The sequence below is a fragment of the Altibacter lentus genome (assembly GCF_000746845.1).
GTDB classification, from domain to species: Bacteria; Bacteroidota; Bacteroidia; order Flavobacteriales; family Flavobacteriaceae; genus Altibacter; species Altibacter lentus.
The window spans coordinates 2,479,651-2,504,819 of record NZ_KN050846.1; the positions used below are offsets into that span (position 1 = coordinate 2,479,651).

Annotated in this window: 19 protein-coding genes; 9 read left to right on the forward strand and 10 right to left on the reverse strand. The window is 41.7% G+C overall.

The features are described from left to right. Positions 1–197: 197 nt before the first annotated feature. The gene (locus JS40_RS11530) at positions 198–1,226 is read right to left on the reverse strand and encodes an endonuclease/exonuclease/phosphatase family protein (RefSeq protein ID WP_051957578.1); all 1,029 of its coding nucleotides are present in this window, start codon (positions 1,224–1,226) and stop codon (positions 198–200) included. Positions 1,227–1,363: 137 nt separating this feature from the next. Between JS40_RS11530 and JS40_RS11535 the strand changes: the two genes are divergently transcribed. From JS40_RS11535 to JS40_RS11545, 3 genes are all read left to right on the forward strand, one after another. After that, positions 1,364–2,800 (forward strand): pyridoxal phosphate-dependent decarboxylase family protein, encoded by a 1,437-nt coding sequence (locus tag JS40_RS11535; protein ID WP_034260730.1) that lies wholly within the window; start codon positions 1,364–1,366, stop codon positions 2,798–2,800. Next, positions 2,797–4,014 carry a BaiN/RdsA family NAD(P)/FAD-dependent oxidoreductase gene (locus JS40_RS11540; protein ID WP_034260732.1) on the forward strand — a complete coding sequence of 406 codons (1,218 nt, stop codon included), beginning with the start codon at positions 2,797–2,799 and terminating at the stop codon, positions 4,012–4,014. Before JS40_RS11535 ends, JS40_RS11540 begins: the two co-directional genes overlap by 4 nt. Positions 4,015–4,088: 74 nt before the next feature. Next, complete coding sequence (locus JS40_RS11545) at positions 4,089–4,499, forward strand: DUF4174 domain-containing protein (protein ID WP_034260735.1); 411 nt, start codon at positions 4,089–4,091, stop codon at positions 4,497–4,499. A 32-nt stretch (positions 4,500–4,531) separates the two neighbouring features. On the opposite strand, the gene JS40_RS11550 is transcribed toward JS40_RS11545, so the two are convergent. The 4 genes from JS40_RS11550 to JS40_RS11565 are packed head-to-tail and all read right to left on the reverse strand — an operon-like array spanning position 4,532 to position 10,335. After that, positions 4,532–7,792 carry a CHAT domain-containing protein gene (locus tag JS40_RS11550; protein WP_034260739.1) on the reverse strand — a complete coding sequence of 1,087 codons (3,261 nt, stop codon included), beginning with the start codon at positions 7,790–7,792 and terminating at the stop codon, positions 4,532–4,534. A gap of 3 nt (positions 7,793–7,795) precedes the next feature. Further along, the gene (locus tag JS40_RS11555) at positions 7,796–8,551 is read right to left on the reverse strand and encodes a tetratricopeptide repeat protein (RefSeq protein ID WP_152558174.1); all 756 of its coding nucleotides are present in this window, start codon (positions 8,549–8,551) and stop codon (positions 7,796–7,798) included. Between the two features lie 10 nt (positions 8,552–8,561). After that, positions 8,562–9,140 (reverse strand): RNA polymerase sigma factor, encoded by a 579-nt coding sequence (locus JS40_RS11560; RefSeq protein WP_034260743.1) that lies wholly within the window; start codon positions 9,138–9,140, stop codon positions 8,562–8,564. A 31-nt stretch (positions 9,141–9,171) separates the two neighbouring features. Then, on the reverse strand, positions 9,172–10,335 hold the full coding sequence (locus JS40_RS11565) for a hypothetical protein (RefSeq protein WP_034260745.1): 1,164 nt from the start codon (positions 10,333–10,335) through the stop codon (positions 9,172–9,174). Positions 10,336–10,482: 147 nt separating this feature from the next. Here JS40_RS11565 and JS40_RS11570 point away from each other — a divergent pair, with 147 nt between their 5' ends. Next, entirely contained in the window at positions 10,483–11,004 is a 522-nt protein-coding gene (locus tag JS40_RS11570; RefSeq protein WP_034262431.1) for a DUF1697 domain-containing protein, read from the forward strand. Here the strand turns inward: JS40_RS11570 and JS40_RS11575 are convergent. The 4 genes from JS40_RS11575 to JS40_RS11590 form a co-directional block, all read right to left on the reverse strand. After that, a complete protein-coding gene (locus JS40_RS11575; protein WP_084677545.1) occupies positions 11,001–12,590 on the reverse strand; it encodes a T9SS type A sorting domain-containing protein in 1,590 nt (529 codons plus the stop codon). The two genes, JS40_RS11570 and JS40_RS11575, sit on opposite strands and share 4 nt — an antisense overlap. A 56-nt stretch (positions 12,591–12,646) precedes the next feature. Beyond that, positions 12,647–15,208: a tail fiber domain-containing protein gene (locus tag JS40_RS11580; RefSeq protein WP_034260749.1), complete on the reverse strand. Its 2,562-nt coding sequence runs from the start codon at positions 15,206–15,208 to the stop codon at positions 12,647–12,649. A gap of 120 nt (positions 15,209–15,328) precedes the next feature. Next, the gene (locus JS40_RS11585; RefSeq protein WP_034260752.1) at positions 15,329–17,077 is read right to left on the reverse strand and encodes a tail fiber domain-containing protein; all 1,749 of its coding nucleotides are present in this window, start codon (positions 17,075–17,077) and stop codon (positions 15,329–15,331) included. A 245-nt stretch (positions 17,078–17,322) separates the two neighbouring features. After that, on the reverse strand, positions 17,323–18,399 hold the full coding sequence (locus JS40_RS11590) for a T9SS type A sorting domain-containing protein (RefSeq protein WP_034260754.1): 1,077 nt from the start codon (positions 18,397–18,399) through the stop codon (positions 17,323–17,325). 158 nt (positions 18,400–18,557) lie between these two features. Here JS40_RS11590 and JS40_RS11595 point away from each other — a divergent pair, with 158 nt between their 5' ends. Beyond that, positions 18,558–19,634, forward strand: coding sequence for a diphosphomevalonate decarboxylase (locus tag JS40_RS11595; RefSeq protein WP_034260756.1), 1,077 nt, complete (start codon positions 18,558–18,560; stop codon positions 19,632–19,634). On the opposite strand, the gene JS40_RS11600 is transcribed toward JS40_RS11595, so the two are convergent. Further along, positions 19,635–21,014, reverse strand: coding sequence for a T9SS type A sorting domain-containing protein (locus JS40_RS11600; protein WP_034260758.1), 1,380 nt, complete (start codon positions 21,012–21,014; stop codon positions 19,635–19,637). 161 nt (positions 21,015–21,175) lie between these two features. On the opposite strand from JS40_RS11600, the gene JS40_RS11605 reads away from it, so the two are divergent. From JS40_RS11605 to JS40_RS11620, 4 genes are all read left to right on the forward strand, one after another. Beyond that, positions 21,176–22,114, forward strand: a complete 939-nt coding sequence (locus JS40_RS11605) for a mevalonate kinase family protein (protein WP_034260761.1) — start codon at positions 21,176–21,178, stop codon at positions 22,112–22,114. 32 nt (positions 22,115–22,146) lie between these two features. Next, on the forward strand, positions 22,147–23,052 hold the full coding sequence (locus tag JS40_RS11610) for a geranylgeranylglycerol-phosphate geranylgeranyltransferase (RefSeq protein WP_034260763.1): 906 nt from the start codon (positions 22,147–22,149) through the stop codon (positions 23,050–23,052). 1 nt (position 23,053) lies between these two features. Then, positions 23,054–24,043 (forward strand): carbon-nitrogen hydrolase family protein, encoded by a 990-nt coding sequence (locus JS40_RS11615; protein ID WP_034260765.1) that lies wholly within the window; start codon positions 23,054–23,056, stop codon positions 24,041–24,043. A gap of 114 nt (positions 24,044–24,157) precedes the next feature. After that, positions 24,158–25,021 (forward strand): pseudouridine synthase, encoded by an 864-nt coding sequence (locus tag JS40_RS11620; RefSeq protein WP_034260767.1) that lies wholly within the window; start codon positions 24,158–24,160, stop codon positions 25,019–25,021. Positions 25,022–25,169 lie beyond the last annotated feature (148 nt).

The following is a 25,169-nucleotide window of genomic DNA, read 5'->3' on the forward strand; positions in this document are numbered from 1 at the left end:
CAGAAAAGGTGGTCACCGTAATTTTTTGGAGCTGGTGTTGATAGATAGCGCCAAAAAAATAATTGCGTATGAATGTTCTAAAGCCGCTAATTGAAATAGCTTTTGTAAGTATCATTAACAATGGATTAGTTAGTGATATTAAAGTTACATATAATTTGAAAGCAATTTTGTACAATTAATCCCACAAGAATTCAAACCTATTTTTCATCTATAATCTCTTTGATCTCCTTTTTTTCGTCACCGTTCAATTTTGGATTTTTAGGCGGCTTCGCTCCATTCTTATGGTAGATCTCATAATACATGCCAAAATGGTCACTTCCAAAATTCGTTGTGCGTTCCATCTTTCCAACGAACAGATCTTTGGTGTGGAATAAATGATCTAACGGGAATCGCATAAAAAAGTAATGGGCGTGATACGTGGGAAAGAAACCACGACCTACCCGCGGATCGATCATTCCTGTCATTTTCTTAAAAAGACGCGTGGTTCGCGACCAAACAACATCATTCATGTCTCCGCAAACCACTACCGGTTTTTCGAACGAACGAATATATTCACCTACCAGCATTAATTCGGCATCTCGTTCTTTGGAAGTTTCATTCTCGGTTGGACTGGGTGGAGCGGGATGGAGACAGGCAAAGAATACAGACCTATTCTCACCTATCGAATATTCAAAAAAGATAGAAGGGACATCGTCTTCTACCAAATAGTTCACCTTTATTTTGTGCAGTTCTTTCTTACTGTAGAGATGCATGCCGTAGTAGTTCTCCTTAGGAAGCTTCACCGAATAGGGATAAGCACCTTCAATTTCGTCCAATCGTTTTTCCCATGCGTCGTTGGTTTCCATTGCCAGGACCAAGTCGGGATCGTATTTATCCACAAGTGAAATGAATTTCTCGCAATGTTTGTTATCCTGGAGCACATTAGCGGCAAGAATAGAAACACAGCCATCATTTGGAAAGTGCGGTTTCTTTCTTGGATACCAGGAACTATAAGGATAGACTTTTACAAATTGATAGATCATACTTCCCATGAGTGCTGCGGTCAGTACCCAGTCCAACACCGAGAATTTTTCTTGAAAATAAAACAAACACCCCAATAATACCCCTTGAATGAAAAGGGATTGTAGCCTTACAAAATCCGGGGTTCTAAAAAACCAATGGGGATGCTCTGTGGCCGGAAGAAATGGCGAAGCAATGAATAGAACACAAAGAATGTATAAAACCATAGTCTATAAAATTAGAATATTTTATGATGTATCACCTTTATTTAAGATGGATTTGTTATTTAAATGCCTCAGGTTTTCTATTCAGACTCTTTTAAAAAGGGTATTTTTGCACCACAAATAAAAGATGTTCTATTCTAATGTTAAAGACCGAAGCTACTCTCGAGATATCAAAAGAAGCCATGACCCGTTACGGGTATAAGGTGGTTGATGCCATCGTTGCCCATTTCGATACGCAAAACAGCAAACTTCCTGTTGCCAGCGCTACCCGAGAAGAGATGGACCGTCTCTTTTCTGAAGCAGCGCCCGAAAGAGGTATGGATCCCGATAATGTCCTACAATTTGTGCTCGATGAGGTAATGACAAAGAGCAACGTTGTTTCGCATCCCAGATCGTATTCTTTCGTACCGGGACCCAGTAATTATATAAGTGCAATGGCAGATTCGCTTGCGTCCGGTTTCAATATTTTTTCGGGGGGTTGGGCTGCTTCGCCCGCTGCCGCCGAATTAGAGATCGTAACTATGAACTGGCTGCTCAAATTATTCGGATTTCCCGTTAAACGGGGAGGTGGTATTTTTACGAGTGGCGGCTCCATGGCGAACCTTACGGCTATCATCACAGCCCGTAAAGTGAAATGTGGGGATGATTTTTCGAAAGCGGTCATCTATTTGTCAGATCAAGCACATTCGTCCAACATTAAAGCGATCCGTTCGGCGGGTTTTAAGAAGGAACAAATAAGGGTCATTCCAACCGATTCAGAATTCAAGTTCGCTCTTAACAAATTAAAGAATGCCATTGCCAGAGACGTCCTAGAAGGGTTGCAGCCTTTCTGTCTCATCGCTACAGCGGGTACGACCAATACCGGTACGGTCGATCAACTTTCGGAATTGGCCACCATCTGTAAAAAGGAAAAAATATGGTTCCATATTGACGGTGCTTACGGTGCGGCCGCGATCTTATCTAAGAACGGAAAGCAACTTCTTAAAGGGATCGAAAAAGCCGATTCCCTTACGGTCGACCCCCACAAATGGTTCTTTCAGCCGTATGAGATCGGATGTTTACTGGTTAGAAATCACCAGTGGTTAAAAGGTACATTTACCGAAAAACCCGAATATCTTCGTGATATTGAAGGTAATACTTCCGAAATTAACTTTTACGACCATGGTATTGAACTTACGCGCCGGTTCCGCGCCTTAAAATTCTATATGTCCATTAAAACCTTCGGTTTGAGGACGTTCAGGAAAGCGATCACGTACAATATTCAACTGGCAGAAGCTACCGAAACCGTATTGCGAAAGAGCAGTCACTGGGAAGTGATATCGCCGGCAACACTTGCGGTCATCAACTTCCGTTTCAATCCTATTGGCAACAGACTTTCAGAAAAGAAACTCGATGCCCTTAATCAGTATATTTCAAAGCAAGTAGTGGACTCGAAGCAAGCATTGTTGGTAACCACTGTGCTTAATGGGCAAGTGGTGCTACGGATGTGCTTGATCAATCCCCGAACCACGATACAGGATATTAAAGAAACGCTGGTACTGTGTGAGTCCTTTGCTGCTGAAAAATTCACGCTTTGAACACAGCCGATATTTTAATATTGGGCGGGGGAGCCGCGGGATTCTTTACGGCGATCAATGCGGCTGAAGCAAATCCGGGGTCACGCATTATCATTCTGGAACGAGGAAAGGAAGTGCTTACCAAGGTCAAGGTTTCCGGCGGAGGGCGTTGTAATGTGACCCATGCCGAATTCGATCCGAAAGAACTAACGATGCATTATCCCAGAGGAGAGAAGGAACTTCTGGGTCCTTTTCACCATTTTATGACAGGCGATACCATTGCTTGGTTTGCAGAGCGAGGGATTGCGTTAAAGACCGAGTCGGATGGCCGCATGTTTCCAGAAAGTGATTCTTCTCAAACCATTATTGATTGTTTTCTTTCTGAAGCGGATCGCTTGGGGATATCAGTGTTGCGAAACCATTCTGTGAAGAGTATACAGAAAAAGAGTGAAGCTTGGTTAGTTGTAACCACAGAAGGAAACTTTACAGCCCAAAAGGTCGTGGTGGCAACCGGAAGCAATACAAAGATGTGGAAACTGTTGGAAAATCTAAATCACAGCATTGTGGCGCCGGTACCTTCTTTATTCACCTTTAACATCAAGGACATTCGCATTGATGGTTTACAAGGCGTTGCAACTCCTGCCCATATTAGTGTTTTAGGCGAGCAGCACGAAATAATACTGGAAAGTGAAGGCCCGCTATTAATCACACACTGGGGCATGAGCGGGCCGGCCGTTTTAAAACTTTCTGCCTGGGGTGCGAGATTACTTGCACCTATGAACTATGCGTTTACTATTCAAGTGAATTGGTTGGCCGGGCTATCTTTCGAAACTACCATGGAGGATCTAAAATCTTTAAAAAAGTCCCTCAATAAAAAGCTGGTAGCATCACATGCACAGTTCGAACTGCCAAAGCGTCTTTGGCAGCGACTGGTAGAGACATCCGGCATTTTGGAGGCCCATACGTGGGCGGAGATCACGGGAGAGCAGCTTACAGAGCTTGCCCGGCAACTTACACTAGGGACGTTTGAAGTAAACGGGAAAAGCACCTTTAAAGAAGAATTTGTTACCGCCGGGGGTATCGATCTTAAAGAAGTGAACTTCAAAACATTTGAAAGCAGACTCCACGAGGGTCTGTTCTTTGCGGGAGAGGTGCTTAATATTGACGCGATCACCGGGGGATTTAACTTTCAGAACGCATGGACAGGAGGTTATATCGTGGCACGATCCCTCTAAAACTTTTTTCAAACGAGGTATCACTTTAATTTACTTTTAACACATTTCCTCTTTCCTTAGATTTACATTTATGCATGAAATTTTTAATGGTCATCTATATGGCTTTCACCTTTAATGCGTTCGCTCAACATCTTGATAAACATCAATGGAGCGACAGACTTATCCTTGTCTTCTCACCCACGTCAAATGATCCGATGGCACTGGAACAACTCCAAGAGTTACAAAACAAAAAAGACGGACTAACAGAGCGAAAAATTTTTATCTATCATATTTTCGACAATGGCTATCGCTCCAATTTTTCTACCGAAAGTAGGACACCTCCGGCGCAATTGGAGGTTGAGGATCGTTTTAAAGTGATGTTAGTGGGCTTGGACGGCAGCGAAAAGTTTAGCGCAGATGCCCCTCAAAAGGCTGATGTATTTCTCGATTTGATCGACGCCATGCCTATGCGGCAAGCAGAACTTAAGAACAACGAGGAAGAATAATAGCGGGGGGCTTGTTCTTTTATAGCTAAGTTTCAACGAGACGATAAGGAAGATGTTTTTCTTCTTATTAGAAATAAAAACAAAATCACACATAGAATAAAAATAGCGATAGCCCAATACCACCATGGCATTCCTGTTTCCAGTTCTAACGGTAAAGTATCGCCCATAAGTACTAATCCGGCCCAGTATTGCGGCGCTATCTCCCTTCCTTTTGCAGAAGCAAGGTAATGAAGTTTTGCTTGTTGCAGTGCTTCATCCTTTGGCATTCCCTTGGCGAGATTATCATAAAAGTAGGATACTATTTCGGCACTGGATTTCTCATCGATTTTCCATAAGCTAGTCAAGATACTTTCACTGCCCGCATATGTAAACGCATGAGCTAATGAGATCATCCCTTCGCCGGCCTGATAGGTAGGTTTTCCGGTCTCACAAGCTGTAAGTATAGCCAATTGAGAGGACAAGTCTTGATTGTAAATCTCATAGGTGTAGAGAAAATTATCGTTTGGGTTTTCCTCTGAAAGGTTTTTTGCAAAGATCAAACGTGAGAGTTCAGGGCTCACATTATTGGATTCTGCATGAGTGCCAATATGGATCACTTTATGTTCCTTGGCATTTTTAGTAAAGAAATGCTTCGATGCCTTTTCATTAAGAAACAAAGAACCATCAAAAATTCTTGAATAATTTTTAGCTACGTCTATACTAAAAGGTTGGGGAAGTAAGGTTAGGTAGTTTTGATCTAATGAAACAGAATCTGTCACGGCAATTTTATAATCATTTTTCATTTTTTCTGAAAATTCCGGGGCAAAGGCAACGAAATTCTTTGAATATACGTTGATCTTAGTATTGTACTGATTTTGCGTCAATAAGCTGAAATTATACGAAATACTGTGTTTGGACAAGAGACTGTTGGTCGCCAGATCACTAAATGCGTGTATGGGAGTAGGGGTGAGCAATTCGAAACTTAGATTGAATAGCTCTCGGTCAGGAATGATAATAATCTTTTTTGTAGTGATCGTTTTAGCAAAAGGATCCCATAACTGTTGATAGAGTTCGTGTAGTTTTGTACTAATCTTGTTGACGTTAAAATCGTTATGGATGAGTTGAGGGATGTAATCTTTCACAGTATGGAAGTCTAAGGCGTATAAATTCTTTTCAGAAGAAGAAACGACAAAAGCGTACAGGTTTTCTTCTATAAAAAAGTAGCGTACCACCGTGGCGTTGTTTGGGATGTTTTGTTGCAGATTTCCCAATTCTTCTTCAATAGTAGCATAACGCATCTTATAATATTTAGGATAGTCGCTTTTAAGCGAATCTAAAAACACTTCCCAAGCTGATGATGCTTCAAAGAATGTATTGAAACTAGCATTCTCTGTGGGTGAGAGAGCAACAGACATAGCTTTTTTCAAGGTGTGTTCCCTTTGTATGATGTCCGCGGGAATTTTAGAGAATGCCAAATTATTCCTAATATTGAGTCTGGCCCGTATCCGGTTGTAAATGCTGGATTCATGAATCCTGATAAGATCATCGAGATATTGTTCTTTATTTGTTAAATGAAATAGATCCAACCTAAGTTGCTTAGCAAAATTGAAAAGTTCGTTGTTGTCATCCATAAGTATCTCCAGATCTTCTGGAGTTTTTATTAAGGTCTTTCTTCGCTCCAGGATACTTAGCCCGGTTTCGATTTGTAACAAGAGATCTTTTAAAAATGATTCGGTCTTATTAGGTTGAAGCTGGTAGTGCGATTGAGCATTTACCAAAAGTGTTCGAGGTTTTATAAATTCTATCTGTATCGAATCTGCAAGAGATCTTGAAGTAAAATCTTTGGAGTCAAAAAAGGAAAGTGCCTCTTTGCTGTATTTTAAAGACCGATCAAAGTTCTTTAACCCGAAATGGACATCGGCCATATTTTGAATGTGGTGAAAATGAATAAGATCGTTTTGAAAAGCCTTTCTTTTTGTGAATTCATATCCTGTAGTTGCCAGTTGGAGACCTTTTTCGGCATCTCCCGTTTTGGTATAAAACAAAGACATTGTTTTCAAATTCTCCAGATAATCTTTAGAATAGTTGCCATCAAAGTCTCGCATGTACAACGCTTCGCTTTTTTGGTACATTGAACGTGCGTTGTCCCAATCCATGGTGGCTTCATATATGGAGGCTCGTAGGCCCAGTGTATAACTGTGCAAAAGTGTATAATTAGCAGGATTTTGTTCAATGACCGTCAAGGCCATGTCGGCGTATAGACCTGCCTGTTCATAATTTTTCGCGCTTAAATGACCATGACTCAAGATCGCAAGGGAGAAAACAACATTCGGGTCGTCATCATCGAACAACTTTAATTTTTCGCGATAACTGTACGTCAATATTTCCACGGCGCGATTGTATTCTCCCAATCCATGATAGAACGTACCTAGATTGTCAATTGTTGAGAGACGGAATTGCCGTGCACGTATTTTTTTTGATTCGTCTTTAGAGACAGCAATAAACTTTTGATAATTTAAAATGGCTTTTTTGACATACTCCATCGCTTCTTGGGTATTCCCTGTATTCTGTAGATTTAATGAGATGTTGTTATTCACAAGAGCTTTCCAATAATCTCGATTTACTTCTGTGCTGTCCATTTTATCAAGCGTAAACAACGCATTCTTATAATAATATGTAGAACTATCTAACTGGGTAATATTAGCGTAATATCGTCCCATGGAGTTGAAGATATTATGTTTTTCCTGAAGATTTCTGCCAGGAATAGACATTATTAATCGCTTTGATTCAAGCAGATATTTTTTTGCTTCCCCAGCATTACCAAGATTCAAATAATTCGTTCCAATATTGTAATGTATCCTTGAAAGTAGAACGCTGTCATCTGTTCTTGAACGAGTCGCATATTCTAAGGCCTCCATGGAGGTTTTGAGCGCCATATCGATTTGTCTGGAGGTATAATAAAGGTTGCTAATTTGTAGAATAGCCTTTGCAGCAACCGTATTATTTGAAGACCCTATCACTTTTTGAGCAAGAGTGGCGGCCTTCTCAATTGCCTTTTGCGAATCACCATCAGATAAGGAGGGGCTTCCCATTAGGGGAATGTAAGCGATTAATGTATCGTAATTTTTTTGAGTGATAAAGGCTTCAATATCTTTGGCAAGTTGAGTTTTGGCCTCTGTAATTTTGTTTTCTGAGATGAGTGTCTCTATATAATCAGGCCCGGAAGTCCCCACATCTTGACCATGACCCATGATCACACAAAGGATAAATAGCAAAGCCGCTAATTGGATTTTACGAACAGCTATTACATTCATCCTTTATTCTTTTAAATCCTGCAACAATTCATTATTTCTTTGCGAAGGATTTTCTTTGAGTAATCGCTTAGCTTTATCTGGCTCGTTTTTTTTAATATGTGCCAATGCACGATAGTAAATGGCATCCTCCATAAAAATGCTTTGCCGACTTGTCTCCAATTTCCTTAAAAAGGAAAGCGCTTTCTCACCATTTCCTTCAGCTAGATACGCTACTCCCAAATAAAAATTTAGGGTGTCGTTCTCAGTTGTGTCATCTAATTGTTGTTCCCATTTTCCTATCGCAATGTCGTATTCTCCTCTTTTATAATTTACCATGGCATCAAAAAAAGGATAATTATTTTGAGTACTCATGGTGGTTGGTAAACCGGGGTCGGGAACAAAATGTTTTGCAAAAAGCTTTTCTGAAGGAGAAGGCATCGTCATAAAGTAGAATACTCCAAAGATCACCAATAGGCATGCAGCTAGGGCATAAAGCGGTAGTTTTGAAGTAGTATTGCGGCGCTCAATAATCTCGGGAGTGTGAAGTGTCTTAGAATGGGTGCCTTCCATAGTCTCGTGGAAACGATCAAGCTTTGTTTTTAATGCGCTGGTTTCTACGGTTTCTATAAGAAGGCTGATCTCATTCACCTTGACTTGAAGCGAAGGATCGGTAGTAAGTCGTTCTTGAAACTGTAATCTTTCCTTAGCTGTCATGGAATGGGTTAAATACCCTTCAATGATTTCTAATTCCTGTTGTGAAAATGTAGGCTTTGTACTCACTGTCTATTGTTTATTTGGGAGAAAGCACCAGTGTTCGCAGTTTTTGCATACACCGATATTTTTTGTTCCTGGCCGAAGCCTCGTCAATTTGAAGAAATAGTGCTATTTCTCGCAAAGATTTTTTTTCATAATAAAATTGTTGTAGCAGCTCTTTGCAGGGTTCGCCTATTGTATTGAAAGACATCATTACATTTCGAAACGCTAAGTCCTCTTGCTCCTCTAAGGGATGTGAAACACCATCCGTTTCTTCCTGCGGAGCCGTATGGAGTGATTGTAAGGCGACGGTCTTCTTATAGCGACCGGAGCGTAAAACATCCAACCACTTATTCTTAGCTATCTTGTATAAATAGCCTTGAATTGCTGTTTCATTTTGAGGTGTGAAGCTATCGTTTCTTATATTTTTCCAAACTGTGATAAACGCTTCTTGATAAATATCTTTAGCATAGGGCATCGTGCCGTTGTTTTTGAGGATAAAGAGTTCTACTTTTTTAAAATTTTCTTGATACAACCTATTGAGAACAAGTTCATTATTGTTCTTTATGGCTTCTGTGAGCGCAAGCTGTTCTTGTATTCGTATTCTTTCCCCCATCTTTTGAAGATAAAGGAAAGGTAATAATTTTTTATTGTTCTACATCAAACTTCGTCCATTCGGTGCTATTTATTTTATTATCAATTCGCGGATCGTAAAGAGAATTATTCGTGCCAATATATTCACCCCGATTGTTCACCCAATAGTGATTCGTACCCGAAGGAACGGTATAATGCTCGCCCGTAGCGTGGTTGCCAATTAGTGTATTTTCCGCAATCATATTAACCGTTTTCGAATGCCCATCACTGTTGATATTACTACGATTTAGAAAACCTGCATGACTAATATCCGAAATCTCACTATAAATAGTACCCACAGAACGGCTTGTATTACCTTGAGCCGCAATCATACTCATACGCTGTTTATGAGCTGCTTCACTTTTCATTATTTGTTCTCTGTAAAAGGCGTCATTCCTTTTAAAATTTGCAGCTAATTGACCGTTTTTAAATTGTTGCCACTGAGGGTTGAGTTCGGTGTTGGAGACACCGTAGATGTATGCATCTTTTGCTTCACTGAAGTAAGCGTGCGAAGCTTCTAAGTGGGTCGTGCTGATAGACCAGATAATGCCATCGTTGTTTTGTGTAAATGTTTGTAAGGCAAGGATGAAAATGCTCAGGCCATTAGAGCCTTGGTATTCACTGCCAATGGCATAATACGTCCTTTGACTGTTGGTTTGAGGCATCCCCTGTGAAAATCTATTCCAAAACCCTACAACACCCGGAAGTGAATAGCTTGTAACAAAAGTATACCCCCGCCCTTCCATAGCCGGTTTAATTTGATGCGTTACTATGTCTTCTAAAGACATTGGTTGCGACACTTGCTTGCCCATCTGCATTGCTGTCTGGTTCGTGAACGAATCATTCGAATAGAAATATTCATAACGTTCTGTTTTGTAAATTTTCAATTGACTTGGGCCACGATAGGGAAGGGACGCATTTGGAGTTTCATCCATGGTCCAGTTGGAAGGCAGTGGTGTTTTAGCCATGACCATCCCATTCTCTGCATCTTTTATGTAAAAGAATTTTTTGCCATCATTTTTCTGTTCCGAAGCTTTTTGCATGGCTGTTTCACGGGATAAGAGGGTTGAATCTATTTCGTCTTTATAGGGAGTCTCGTCTTTGCTGTTTCCCAGCAGGCAGGAAGAACAGAGAGCCAAGAGTCCAAAAAGCGCTAAAAAATAAAATGTCGTTTTCATTTTTTTATGGGTATGTGTTTATCCTTACATCGCAAATGTTTTAATATGTCATCATATAACATTTCTATTTTCTTTGTACATTTCTTAGTAATCAAAACAGAAGGCAGTGATCATATCTCACCGCCCGTTGAAAAAAATACCTTAGAAATGAAGTATATCGCATTCTTGCGAGGCATTAACGTAGGCGGACACAGAAAAATTCTCATGGCCGACCTGCGAATGTTGTTTGAGTCTTTGGGCTACAGTCAAGTAAGTACCTATATTCAAAGTGGTAATGTTTTGTTTGCTTCGGAACGTGAGTCTGGTCATGCTGAGAACATTTCAAAAGCAATACAGGAAAAATACGGATGGGAGGTTCCGGTAATAGTAAAAACCACCGAAGCATTGCGAACCATTCTTGAAGCATGCCCTTTTTCTGAAGCCCACAAAGGAATGAGCTACTTTATTCTGCTGGACAGCAAACCCCAACAAGTAGATATTGGAAAGACACAAGCAATCTCATATCCCAAGGAAACGTTTGTAATAACCGATACATGTGTATACTATGTTGCCGAAAACGGTTATAGGAACGCCAAATGCGATTCGAATTTCTTTGAACGAAAATTAAAAGTTATTGCCACTGCCCGAAATCATCGAACAGTGGCAAAACTACTTACTTTGGCTAGTTAGTATTTGAGAACTTTAATTGTTTCTGAAAGCCCTTCGGAAGAAGTCATGGTTACAAAATAGAGTCCGCCACTTCCGGGTATCGTAAGGTTTGCTGTTTGCACATGCTTGAACTGTTGTATATCTATAATTTGACCTACACTGTTAATAATAGTTACGATCACTTCCGAAGCAATATTCCCTAAATTCAAAGAAATAGTTCCTGAAGTCGGATTTGGGAACGCAAGCACCTTTGAGCCGCTCTCATTTTCAGATATTCCAAGAATGGACGGGGAGGTCTTAAACACCCAGTAGTCATCCAGGCCTTCACTGTTGTCAGCTTTATCTCCCGAAATGTTCGAATCTGAAGTGCAGGCCATGACAAAATCACCGCTTCCCAGTTCCACAAGGTAAGGCCCGGACTCGTCATTACTTCCTCCAATTGAATTTTGCGAGGCCAAGGCACCGGCCCCTGTGATCTTAATCAGCCAGAAGTCGTACCCCCCGTTAGAAGCTTCGGTCTTATCACCGGAGATATTGCTGTTACTCCACCCTGAAACCATGATATTTCCGTCCTGAAGTTCTTTGACATCACGGGGATAGTCGATTCCGCTTCCGCCAATGGTATTTTGCCATAAGATCGTTCCTGTATTGTTGATCTTCAGTATCCAATAATCGTAATCACCTTGTGAATTTTCGGTCTTGTCACCGGAGATATTCGATTTTGAATAACCTGCCAGTATGTACCCGCCATCTGCAGTAGCCGTCATATCACGGAACACATCGCTGTCGTTACCGCCAATGGTGTTTTGCCACAGTATGTTGCCGCTTACATCTAATTTAACGATCCAGTAATCATTTCCGCCTTGGCTGGGTTCTGTTTTATCTCCTGAAACCGGCGAATTTGAAAAACCACCTAGTAAGTATCCGCCATCTGTTGTTTGCAACACTGCCTGTGGTCGTTCGACCATGCTTCCGCCAATACTGTTCTGCCAGACAATAGCACCGGTACTGTTCAATTTTAGAGCCCAATAATCTCTTTGTCCGTTAGAAGGATCTGTTTTGTCGCCGGTCACACCGCTATCCGAATAACCACCTACAAAATAGCCGCCATCCGAAGTCTCAATGACATAGGTATCGAAATCGGGCATGGCACCGCCGTAGGTCTTCTGCCAAGAAATAGCACCGTTATTGTCCAATTTTAAGATCCAATAATCCAACCCGCCCCGTGAATTTTCGGTTTTATCACCGGAAATGTTCGAGTCGGAACCGGCACCTAAAATATAGCCACCATCCGAGGTTTGTTGAATGGACAGCAGATAATCGTCTCCACTGCCTCCAATGGTATTTTGCCATGTGATCGAGCCCGAGGCATCGATCTTAACGATCCAGATATCGAGGGCGCCGTTGGAATTTTCGGTCTTATCGCCGGAAATGTTTGAATCGGAGTAGCCGCCCATGATATAACCGCCATCGGTCGTAGCTTCAAAAGCAGTCATAAAATCTCCGCTGCTGCCTCCTATGGTGTTTTGCCATTGTATGGCCGGGTCTTGTGCTTGTATTACAAAAACCCATAAAAGCACTGCAAGTAAAATAATTGTGTTTCTCATTTTTTTCATTTTAATGGTTGTAGTATTCATATATTCAATGAAATTTTATGGAAAGGTCATTCCTTATCAAGTAATTCCGAAGAAAATTTCCTTTCATCCAATTCCATGTTCTTCAATAGTGAATAGATATTACGTAGCTCTTGTTTTAGGAGCTCATTATCTGTCTCAAGTTTTTCGATCTTGGTATTTAACGCTTTTATACTTTGAACAAAAACAGGATCATAATCTCCGTAAGCCGTTTGATAAAACCCTTGATTGTCCATAGATACTTTCTCTGGAAAGACTTCCATTAGTTCTTGGGCAATGAAGCCATATTGAATTCCGTCTGGCCTGTGGTAGCCTGTAACGTCATCACTCCATTGATAAGTAACACCTCTCAGCAATAGTATTTTTTCAAGTGCGTTTTCTTCTGATATAGTTTCAATATTGGTTTTAAGTCTTCTGTCACTATTTCCAAGCCAGGAACCTGCCGTAGTTTTTGAAGCATCGCCTTCCACTTCCAAAATATTGGTGGTAGGGATCCGGGAGATTCCCATTCTTCCATTTTTCAGAATGTTGAGGGCATTATTGGTCGAACTGTTGGCGACTACCAATAGTCGGTCTGTGCCAATGTTTGTAGTTGTACTGCTGGGGGTATAAGATGCACTACCATAACCGAGAACGGTTTCATGAAAAGAATAGGCAATAACATTATCTCCTATAGCAATAGCCTTATTGCCATTGGCTGCTGTGTCATTGCCAATAGAAATAGTGTTTTCTCCTGAGGCAACACCTCCCTGCAGTGCGATTGCGTTTTGGCCCGAAGCCGTCGCATTGATACCTGCAAAGCTGTTTGCTCCAGAGGCTGTTCCCTCAGAGAATGCCACGGCATCGCTCCCCGAGGCGGTTGCGGTACTTCCGAAGGCAAAACTTCTTACCCCTGAAGCTATATTTTCATAGCCTATGGCCGTTCCATCATTGTTAGTCACCTGATTTCCTTTCCCCAATGCAAGTCCGTTATCGGCGCCTGTATCGACAACACTTCCATTACCGATTGCGTAAGAATTCTCGCCATTGGCTTCTGTGTTAGGTCCGATAGAAAGACTGTTCAGTTCTGAAGCTACTCCTCCCTGCAGGGCAATTGAGTTTTGGCCTGAAGCTGTAGCAAGGATACCCGCGAGGCTGCTTCCTCCCGATGCTGTTCCTTCAGAAAAGGCTACGGCATCACTTCCTGACGCTGTGGCTGTACTTCCAAAGGCAAAACTTCTTACCCCTGAAGCTATATTTTCATAACCTATGGCCGTTCCATCATTGTTAGTCACCTGATTTCCTTTCCCCAATGCAAGTCCGTTATCGGCGCCTGTATCGACAACACTTCCATTACCGATTGCGTAAGAATTCTCGCCATTGGCTTCTGTGTTAGGTCCGATAGAAAGACTGTTCAATTCCGAAGCTACTCCTCCCTGCAGTGCGATTGCGTTTTGACCCGAAGCTGTAGCAAAGATGCCTGCGAAGCTGCTTCCTCCGGATGCTGTTCCTTCAGAAAAGGCTACGGCATCACTTCCTGACGCTGTGGCTGTACTTCCAAAGGCAAAACTTCTTACCCCTGAAGCTATATTTTCGTATCCTATGGCTGTACCGTCCTGATTGGTCACACTATTGCCTTTTCCTAAAGCCAGTCCGTTAAAGGCGCCTGTATCGACAACACTTCCATTACCGATTGCGTAAGAATTCTCACCATTGGCTTCTGTGTTAGGTCCGATAGAAAGACTGTTCAATTCTGAAGCTACTCCTCCCTGCAGTGCGATTGCGTTTTGACCCGAAGCTGTAGCAAAGATGCCTGCGAAGCTGCTTCCTCCGGATGCTGTTCCTTCAGAAAAGGCTACGGCATCACTTCCTGACGCTGTGGCTGTACTTCCAAAGGCAAAACTTCTTACCCCCGAAGCTATATTTTCGTATCCTATGGCTGTACCGTCCTGATTTGAGACATAGTTTCCATTCCCTATTGATATAGCATTGTCCGCTCCGGTATCTATAGTGCTACCATTTCCCAAAGCAAAGGCATTGTTGGCATTTGTTTGGGTATTGTTTCCTATGGAAAGGCTGTTTTCTCCCGCGGCAACACCCCCCTGCATTGCAATTGCATTTAAACCTGAAGCCGTTGAAAAGACTCCCAAAGCTATCGAACCACTACCTACATTTACATCATCCCATTCTGTTCCAAAAGCTTCGCCTGCGCGGAACGCACCTTTGCTTTTATCAAAATAGAATTTTGAGCCGCTACCAGTGAGATCGGTATCGCCAAAGACGAAATCGTCGGATCCCACATTGGTTGTGTTTTGTACCATTCCGGAGACACTTTGGAATTCTCCATTGCCCCCCGTGGATAAATTGGCCCATACCGAACCATCAAAAAACCAAAACCCGGCGGTATTGTCGATTTGATAGACCAGCAATCCCGTAGCAGGTGAGGAGATTGCCGTTCGCTGGGCTTCGGTCATCCTGGGTACCAATACTCCTGTTGTAGTGCTGGTAATGTCCAATGCTGCTGATGCATTGGGGGTGGTGGTTCCAATTCCCACTTGGGAAAAAGCAACGGCGGAGAAGAGAATAAGAATAAATAGTGGCGTGCTTTTCATAATCAATAATTTTTAGGTTACAAAAAGCATAAGTAGGCTTAAGGATAAGTTTCGGTCTTAGATTTTGGGCAAAATCGGGTGTTTATAGAAACATTTTAACATTGTTATCATTAAGTGGGATCATTTATTAAGTCTTGTAAGCAAAGCTTCAATGGTTATAAGCCTATTCTCCAATTGGTCAATTTTTCTTTTTTGTAATTCAATAACTTCCTGTTGTTCCTGTACCGCTTTTACCAAAGGCACCACAAATTCTGCATATCGAAGACCGTAGTGAGAGGTTTCATTTTTAGGTTTATCGACACCGTGAAAATCAAAACTTATTTCTTGAGCGGTTTTTTCCACTTCTTGGGCTATAAAGCCTATTTGAACTTCGGAGGCTTTTTGGGTTTCGGCGTCACTTAACCACGGATTTTCTGAGGCATTGTTGAAACGTGCAATGGCATCCATATCTAGGTTATAAGTGACTGGACGAAGCTTTAAGATAAAATCCAACCCAACAACATTTTCATGTATGTTCTTTTTAAACCTTCCGTCTGAAAGATTGGACCAATTGGCATAACCACCAATACTTGTAATGGAGGCATCGCCAACTCTAGCAATATTGTTGGCGTCAGACACGGCATTATAACCTATCGTTATAGTGTTCGATAAATTGGCATTCGGACCGGAATTATACCCAATAGCTGTGTTCCTAGATCCATCTGTAATAATAGAACACGAACTTCTTCCAACGGCCGTATTGTAGTCACCTGATGTGTTTTGTAGCAGCGCCCCCAAGCCGATTGCTATATTATTATCGCCTGTCGTATTATTTTGTAAACTGCTATATCCTAAAGCACTATTATAACGTCCGGTTGTGTTTTGCCCTAAAGCATTATTACCTATAGCGGTGTTTGAACTGCCAGTAGTATTTTCTGCTAACGCTTTATATCCTACTGCGGTTGCTCCTAATGAATGGGTAATGTTCCGTAGACTTTGATACCCTACTGCTGTGTTTGAGCTGCTTCCCGTAGACAACTCCATGCTTCCCATTCCAATAGCCGTGTTCCATCCTTCTGAAACAGACATTCGGAGTGAACTGCCTCCAACTGAAAGATTATTTACTCCGGTTGTATTAGATTCTTGTGAATAACTTCCTATCGCCATATTATCTGCAAAAGTGTTATTGTGAAGGCTATTATAGCCAATAGCAATAACATCAGTTGGATTGCCAAAATTTTCAAGACTTCCCGTTCCAATGGCAATACTTTTTGAAGCAGAACTTGCGGAGGAAAGTGCATTTGTGCCAATGGCGATGTTGTTTCCTATCCCAGAACCCAACCTTGTTAAGGCATTAGAGCCTATTGCAATATTACTGTCCGATTTATTTTCTTTTAAGGCGCCATTGCCTATAACGATATTATCATCACCATTTATGCCCTGAAAGAGGGTTTGATAACCGATTGCCACGTTTCTTGAACCATTTCTGGTTTGGCTCAAGGCTTGGTATCCAATTCCAATATTTTGGTTATCATTTTGGTCTTCGTTTTCACCGGCTTCGATACCTAAAAAAATGGAGGAACCATCATTGTCGGATTTTCCGTCTATAAGGTCATTGATCTTTTCTGCTCCAGAAGATAAGCTTGTCCAATTACTCCCATCAAAAAACCAAAACCCGGCGGTATTGTCGATTTGATAGACCAGCAATCCCGTAGCAGGTGAGGAGATTGCCGTTCGCTGGGCTTCGGTCATCCTGGGTACCAATACTCCTGTTGTAGTGCTGGTAATGTCCAATGCTGCTGATGCATTGGGGGTGGTGGTTCCAATTCCCACTTGGGAAAAAGCAACGGCGGAGAAGAGAATAAGAATAAATAGTGGCGTGCTTTTCATAATCAATAATTTTTAGGTTACAAAAAGCATAAGTAGGCTTAAGGATAAGTTTCGGTCTTAGATTTTGGGCAAAATCGGGTGTTCTCTAATCTTACATCGAAACATTTTAAAAATATCATCAATTAAAATGATAAATAAGACATAAGACTGCTCTCGGAAAGACCTAAAATTATTTGTTTGTTGAATAATGCCCTATATGTGAGTGCATTTCCAGTTAGATATAATTTAAAAACCTATTAAAGAATTTATTGTTTTATGATGCGTAAGGTATTTAATCCTTCTTCGGCAGAACTTACTTTCACAAAATATACCCCTGCGGCCGCATTTATTTCCTGCTGAATTGTTTTTGCCAAGACAAATTTTTCTGAAGCGATTATTTGTCCTAGCATGTTTGAGATTGTAACTTCTACTTCGGGATAAGTAGCTCCTAGGTCTATGTTAATATTTCCAGATGTAGGATTTGGATAAGCCACGACCCTTTTTTGATCGAAATCGTTCACACCAAGATCGGGGTCTCCCGGTATTGCGAACATACCGTATTGGGAAGAACTGGGAGTAACCCCCAGATCTGTCGCTTGACCGGTGTCTGTATTGATCGTAAAAAAGTAACTCCGCAATATCGTCTCGTTGATCACAGACACCATATACAATGTATTGGTGGGGTGATGGAAAGAAGCACCGTGACGTACATTGTATAGATTGATACCTCCAAAGGAACCAACTTCGGTAGCAACACCGGTAGAAAGATCTACTGTATATAAGGAGTTGGTGTTGGCGTCCCCCATATAGGCAATCCCATTATTGTCTATTTCGAGCCACACAGGTTGCGGTGTTCCAAGCCCCGTTCCAATAGGTGTGAGATCTCCGGTCGTAAGATTAACAGAGAACAATTGTCCCGTCGTAGCTCCTGAGTTAACATCATCACTAATAAAATACATGGTGCCCGTTGTAAAATCATACGACAGACCAATGGCATTATGGTTAACCGGAACACCTGTCATATCGGCAATTTCGGTAATAGCGCCCGTGGTTGGCTCTACGGTAACCAGTTTGTATGTACTGGTTACTGCGTACAAGGTTTGGTTTTCAGTAAAATCTGCCGAATGTAAAAACGTTTCGCTGGTCGCGATGGTCGTAATAATATTATCTGGAAACTCGATAGTCGCAAAGACACGGGGATTTGCTGATTGGCGTTGTAAATAAGCTGTTACATTATCTCCTAAATTAGTGTGTTCCCTTTGATCTATTGTTGCAGTCGGGGCTTGGGAAAAGAATGTCCAAGAGGTGGAGAAAACGAGTAATAGTAATAGTAATTTTTTCATTTGAAGAAGTTTTAAATTAATTTTTAAACAATTCGCTTTAATGATGTAAGGCGGGGATCGACCTCAAATTGATAGTATACTTCTACATCGAATGTTTTTTAAAATGTCATCACAGAACCAAAAAGAAGTTTATTTTTGTTTTTGAATCGGCCTAAACCATGACTGAAGAGGATTTCATTACGCATGCCCATCCAACCACCATTGAAAAAGATGTTGTGTCCAGCGTTGCTCCAAGTAACATTGCCCTAATAAAATATTGGGGGAAGTACGGAAATCAATTACCCGAGAATGCTTCGGTGAGTTTTACACTCTCCAATTGTCATACAAAGACAACGCTCTCCTATCAGAAGAAGGACTCCGAAGGATTCGATTTTTCGGTTTTCTTGGATGATGCACCTGCTCCTTCCTTTGAACCTAAGATCTCAACGTTTTTTGAACGTATTAAAGAATACATTCCTTTTTTAGAAAAATATTCTTTTACAATTCATACCACCAACAGTTTCCCTCACAGTAGCGGTATCGCATCGTCGGCCAGTGGTATGAGTGCGCTGGCATTATGCCTGGTGCGTATGGAACAGCAAATGAATCCGCAAATGGATCAAGCACTTGTTACCCGTAAGGCCTCTTTTCTGGCGCGACTGGGTTCCGGTAGTGCCAGCCGAAGTATTGAAGGACCTCTGGTAGTGTGGGGAAAGCACCCTAAAATAGAAGGTAGTTCGAACTTATATGGGGTTCCTTTCCCGTATAAGGTACATCCCACCTTTGAGAATTTTCAGGATACAATATTGCTGGTAGATAAAGGAGAAAAGCAGGTAAGCAGCACCTTGGGTCATGATCTTATGCACGGTCACCCTTTTGCACGACAACGTTTTGAAAAAGCTAATGCCAATCTTACTGCCTTGATCTCGGTGCTGGAGTCCGGGGATCTTTCGGAGTTTATCCATATTGTAGAAAGTGAAGCCCTGTCGCTGCATGCCATGATGATGACCTCTCGGCCCTACTTTATTCTAATGAAACCCAATACCCTTGAGATTATCAATCGTATCTGGGCTTTCAGAAAAAAAACCGGTACGTCGGTATGTTTTACGCTCGATGCCGGCGCCAACGTGCATGTTCTTTATCCGTTTTCTGAAAAGGAAAAGGTTCTAAGCTTCATTAAAGAGGAGCTCAGCGCATTTTGTAAGGACGGTGCATTTATCATCGATCAAGCGGGCAGTGGCGCTCAACTACTTTAATTAATCGATCACGACTTTATTTATTCCCAGAAAATGTTTTCCATGGTGTAGCAGAAGGAAATAAAGTCCCCTATTGTAAGCTGCGGTGTTTATAATGGTAGTTTCTGAAGTGATTTGCAGCCGATCAATACTTTGGCCTAGGCTGTTGAAAATAGTGATGGATGCTTCGGAAGTGCTATCAATATAGAACTTAGGGATGGCAACTGTAAGCTGTGATGTAGCGGGATTTGGATACGTTGAGAAGGTAACCCTTTCCGAAGCAATTTCCGAAACATTCAACGTGCTTTCCACCATGCGCAATGTCACATTGTTAGAGTTGCAGAAGATCACAAAACGATACAGAGACCCGTTGAAGGTGGCCGATATAAAATTGGGAAGGTCGCAGGTCATGGTATTGGTTGAAGTAAGCACTGTATATTCATCACCAATTTCCGGCATATAGTGCAAATTAACAGCCAATGTTCCTTCAATATGTGGTGATCCCGTGATCGAAACAGCATCATAATCGGCGGTGGCAGTACCAAAAAGATCAAATTCGATCGTTGCGTGGGGCGGGCAATCAAAATTATTGATCACACCCAAGATGCCGGCAGTAGTTGCATTCCCGGGAACGATCGTCCCGTTGTTAATGAAATTGGTCGTGATGTCGATCACACCAAAACCCCTAAGGATCCCGCTTTCGGAATTTGTAAAATTAGAGGAGCCATCGAGCAGCAGCAAGGTTTGATTTGCTTCAACGTCTATAATGCCATTATTGGTAATGGCCGTGATGAGGTAGAAATTCTCGGGAGTATTTCCGTTAGCTCTCTTTCTAAGAAGCCCGTCATTATTGATCGCAGCCGAGCTTCCTAAGGGTAAAAAACCACCGGAGCCAAAGATATCAACACGGCCGTTCGTATTATTGTTGATCACGGTGCCATTGATAACTTCGGTTTGATTGGTATTAGTGACGCGAAGTTCTCCAAAATTATGGATTGTGATCCCATTGAATGTTCTGGTATTGGTACTTTCAAGTAATAGCAGGCCGTGATTCTCAATACTGCTCCCGGTCCCGGAAATGACTCCCGATTGAAAGATAAAAACAGAAAGCAAAGATATTTCCATCCGGTCCATGATCAAAAGATCATTGGTAAGGACCAGATTCGCTGTGCCTTCCAGAAAGATCGTATTGGCGGCTGCGGCATTGGCCGCGATCTCTGTGTTAAAACCATCCGGGATAAACACATCGCTCCCGGTATCGGGTACGCTTCCCACATCCCAATTGGCGGTATTGAACCAATCTTCGTTGCCGCCATTTCCGGTCCATGTATGACTTTGCGCAAAGAGCACCGAAGAGGTGGTTAGAAATGCAAAAAGAAAGATACGATAAGTAGTGTTCATTAGAATACCATTTGGTTTTCGTAAGGTACTAAATAGCTGTTTATTAAGATATATTTAGCGAATGATTTCTCAAAAGTATGAGGGGAAGGTATATCTTTGCATCGAATTTCGTTTTTTAATGTTAAAAAGTGTATTTTTAACAAACCATTGTATTAAAACTTATGCGCGGTCCCCTTTTTTACTCTAAGATTCTACTGTTTGGCGAATATGGAATTATAAAAGATTCCAAAGGTTTGTCCATCCCCTATAACTTTTACAAAGGGGCACTCAAGATCGACGAAAGCAAGACAGTAGCAACCCACGGTTCCAATCAGAGTTTAAAACGATTTACAGACTACCTCGCACAGTTGCAAGCGGAAAATCCAAACCTGGTCACTTTCGATATTGCAGCATTGCAGCAAGATGTGGACAAGGGCTTGTATTTTGATTCCAGCATACCACAAGGATATGGTGTTGGAAGTAGTGGCGCTCTGGTAGCTGCCATCTACGATAAATACGCCTTTGATAAAATAACGGTATTGGAGAATTTAACCCGCGAAAAACTATTACAATTAAAGGGGATTTTTTCTGAAATGGAATCCTTTTTCCATGGAAAATCGTCGGGTCTGGACCCATTAAACAGTTATTTAAGCCTACCCATTCTTATCAATTCTCAAGACAATATTGAACCGGCAGGAATACCTTCTCAGACCGAGAATGGCAAAGGCGCCGTATTTTTGTTGGACAGTGGTTCAACAGGCGAAACAGCTCCAATGGTACAGATCTTCATGGAGAACATGAAACAAGAAGGCTTCCGCAACATGCTAAAAGACCAGTTTGTAAAACACACCGATGCGTGTGTTGAAGATTTTTTACAAGGAAATGTAAAGTCACTGTTTGGAAATATAAAGCAACTTTCTAAAGTGGTTCTCGATAATTTCAAACCTATGATTCCGAAGCAATTCCATGCCTTGTGGAAAAAAGGGATCGAGACTAATACCTACTATCTAAAACTTTGCGGTAGCGGCGGAGGGGGTTATATGTTGGGCTTCACCGAGGATATCGATAAAGCGCGAAAAGCTTTAAAGGACTACAACCTGGAAGTGGTCTATAACTTCTAGGACCCATGTTGCTTTATAAAAGACCCTAAGGGATGCTTACGAGAAAACAAAAACACGTTCTACTCAAGTTTTTCAGTTTGTTTTCGATCATAAGGGGGTATAATATCTTGATCATTGTCATCGCTCAATACCTCACTTCCATTTACATACTCGCACCAAAACTACCTTTAAAACAAGTCTTGTTCGATCTTAATTTATTGATGCTGGTTTTGGCCTCGGCATCTGCTATTGCAGGAGGCTACATCATCAATAGTTTTTACGACAGCGAGAAAGATCTTATCAATAGGCCCAGAAAAACACTTTTGGATAAACTTGTAGGACAACGCACCAAGTTATCGGCCTACTTTATCTTTAATTTTTTATCGGTTGTTTTTGCAAGCTATGTTTCTTTTAGGGCGGTGGTATTTTTTTCGATCTATATCTTCGGAATCTGGTTCTACTCTCATAAATTAAAGAAATATCCATTTATCGGAAACATCACGGCCGCTATTCTGGCAGTCGTTCCTTTCTTTGCCGTATTTATCTATTACCGGAATTTCGATCTGGTGATCTTCGTGCATGCCACATTTTTATTCTTAGTGATCTCCATGCGGGAATTGGTGAAGGACCTGGAAAACCTAAAAGGTGATCTGGCACAAAATTACCGCACCATTCCGGTGGTGTATGGAGAAAAAGTGTCGAAACGCATGCTTACCGTTCTTAGTTTTTTAACCCTTGTTCCTATTGTGTTATTGGTTACTACTTTCGAAATAGGGTATATGTATTTTTATTTCTACGGAAGTCTGCTCGCATTAGGCGTATTTCTCGTGGTTCTTTGGTTATCTGTAAAGAAGATACACTATTTACTATTGCATACCTTACTGAAACTTATTATAGTGATAGGAGTCTTTAGTATCGTTTTGATCGATATTGATGTATTGTTGAACCGAATCTTATAATATGAAAAAGAATCATTTGTTGCATGTGGCCATGGCTCAGATCGCTCCTGTTTGGCTGAATAAAGCAGAAACGCTTCAGAAGATCAAAAACCAGATAGAAAAAGCTGCCAAAAAGGAGACCGATCTCATTGTCTTTGGCGAAGGAATATTGCCGGGATATCCCTTTTGGCTCGCGCTAACCGATGGCGCCGAATGGGACACCAAAATCAACAAGGAGCTACACGCACATTATGTGCGAAACGCTGTTTCTATTGAAAAGGGAGATTTGGAGGACGTGTGCACACTGGCGAAGAAGTACAGCATGGCCGTTTATTTAGGGATCATAGAACGCCCTCAAGACCGCGGCGGGCATAGTATTTACGCATCGCTGGTTTACATAGATGCGTTTGGAGCGATCCAATCTGTGCATCGAAAGTTACAACCCACTTACGATGAACGCCTCACCTGGTCTCCCGGCGACGGGAACGGGCTTAGAACCCATGCGCTACGAGAATTTACGGTTGGCGGTCTCAATTGTTGGGAGAATTGGATGCCGCTGCCAAGAGCTGCGCTCTACGCGCAGGGCGAAGACCTGCACGTGGCCGTATGGCCCGGCAGCGAGCGAAACACCAAGGATATTACACGTTTTATAGCATTGGAGTCCAGAAGCTTTGTTGTGTCGGTTTCAGGACTTATGAAAATTGAAGATTTTCCATCCAGCACCCCGTATTTGGAAAAGATATTCGAAAAAGCACCTAAAACCTTAGCCAATGGCGGCAGTTGTATTGTGGGGCCCGATGGAGAATGGATCGTAAAACCGGTATTGAACAAGGAAGGGAACATCTATGTAACGCTTGATTTTAATCGTGTGCTGGAAGAACGACAAAATTTTGATCCGGTGGGACATTATTCACGTCCGGATATTACTACCTTGATCGTGAATAGAGAACGACAATCTACCCTGAAATTCACAGATCATACGGAAGATCAATCATCCATGAAGCATAACTAATCCCTAGTTCCTAACTCCTAATTCCTAAATTCATACACATTTTCCAAACTGTTTGAACGATCATCTTCTATCTTTCAGCTACTTCCTGTATCTTTGCAAAAAATTTTAATAATAATGAGCAGACAAGATAATAGTGGGAAAGGGAAAGCTTCAGGTCGTGGGGGTGATAATACTCGCAAAAGAAGCAGTGCCAGAGGGAATGCTCCTTTCAAAAAAGAAAATACAAACAAGATGTCCGGAAGGCAGAATACCGGCGGTAGTAAGTCTGCCAAGAAGTCGGACGGGATGCGACTCAATAAATATATCTCCAACAGCGGTATTTGTTCTCGTCGCGAGGCAGATACGTATATCGCTACAGGTCTTGTCACAGTAAACGGGAAGATCGTTAATGAAATGGGCTACAAGGTTCAGTTAAGTGATGATGTGCGTTTCGATGGGCGCCGCATCAATCCTGAGCCAAACACTTATGTCTTGTTGAACAAGCCTAAAGGGTTTGCCACAACTACCAGTGATAGCAAAGGGCAAACGGTCATGGATCTGGTCGCCAATGCCACTTCGGCACGTATCACTCCCATAGGTCGCTTAGGGAGAAACGCAACGGGCTTGTTGTTGTTCACCAACGACGATCAATTGAAGGAAAAGCTCAGCAAAAAAGGGATGAGTCGCTTGTTCCACATAGAACTGGATAAGAATTTAAAAGCTTCAGATCTTCAAAAGATATCCGAAGGACTTACCATTGAAGGCAAAGAGGTGATGGTGGAAGAGGTGAGCTATGTCACCAATGCACCAAAACGCGAAGTGGGTCTTAAGATCAAACACATGGGTAACAGTGTGATTCGAAATATATTCGATCATTTAGGGTATGATGTGGTACGTGTCGATTGCGTGACGATCGCACATCTCACAAAAAAAGACCTTCCGCGCGGTAACTGGAAACATCTTACAAAAGCGGAGATCGAGCTCTTCGGAATGCTTTAATGTCTCTAGATAAAATTTTTTCAAAAAGAAACCCGAATTCAAAAAAAAGTAGTTCTTTTGCCCCGCATTTAGCTGAACAAATTGAACCCTGTTTCTATGTTCGGGTTTTTGAAGATTAGGAAGTCATATTCAAAAACAGTCCGCCAGG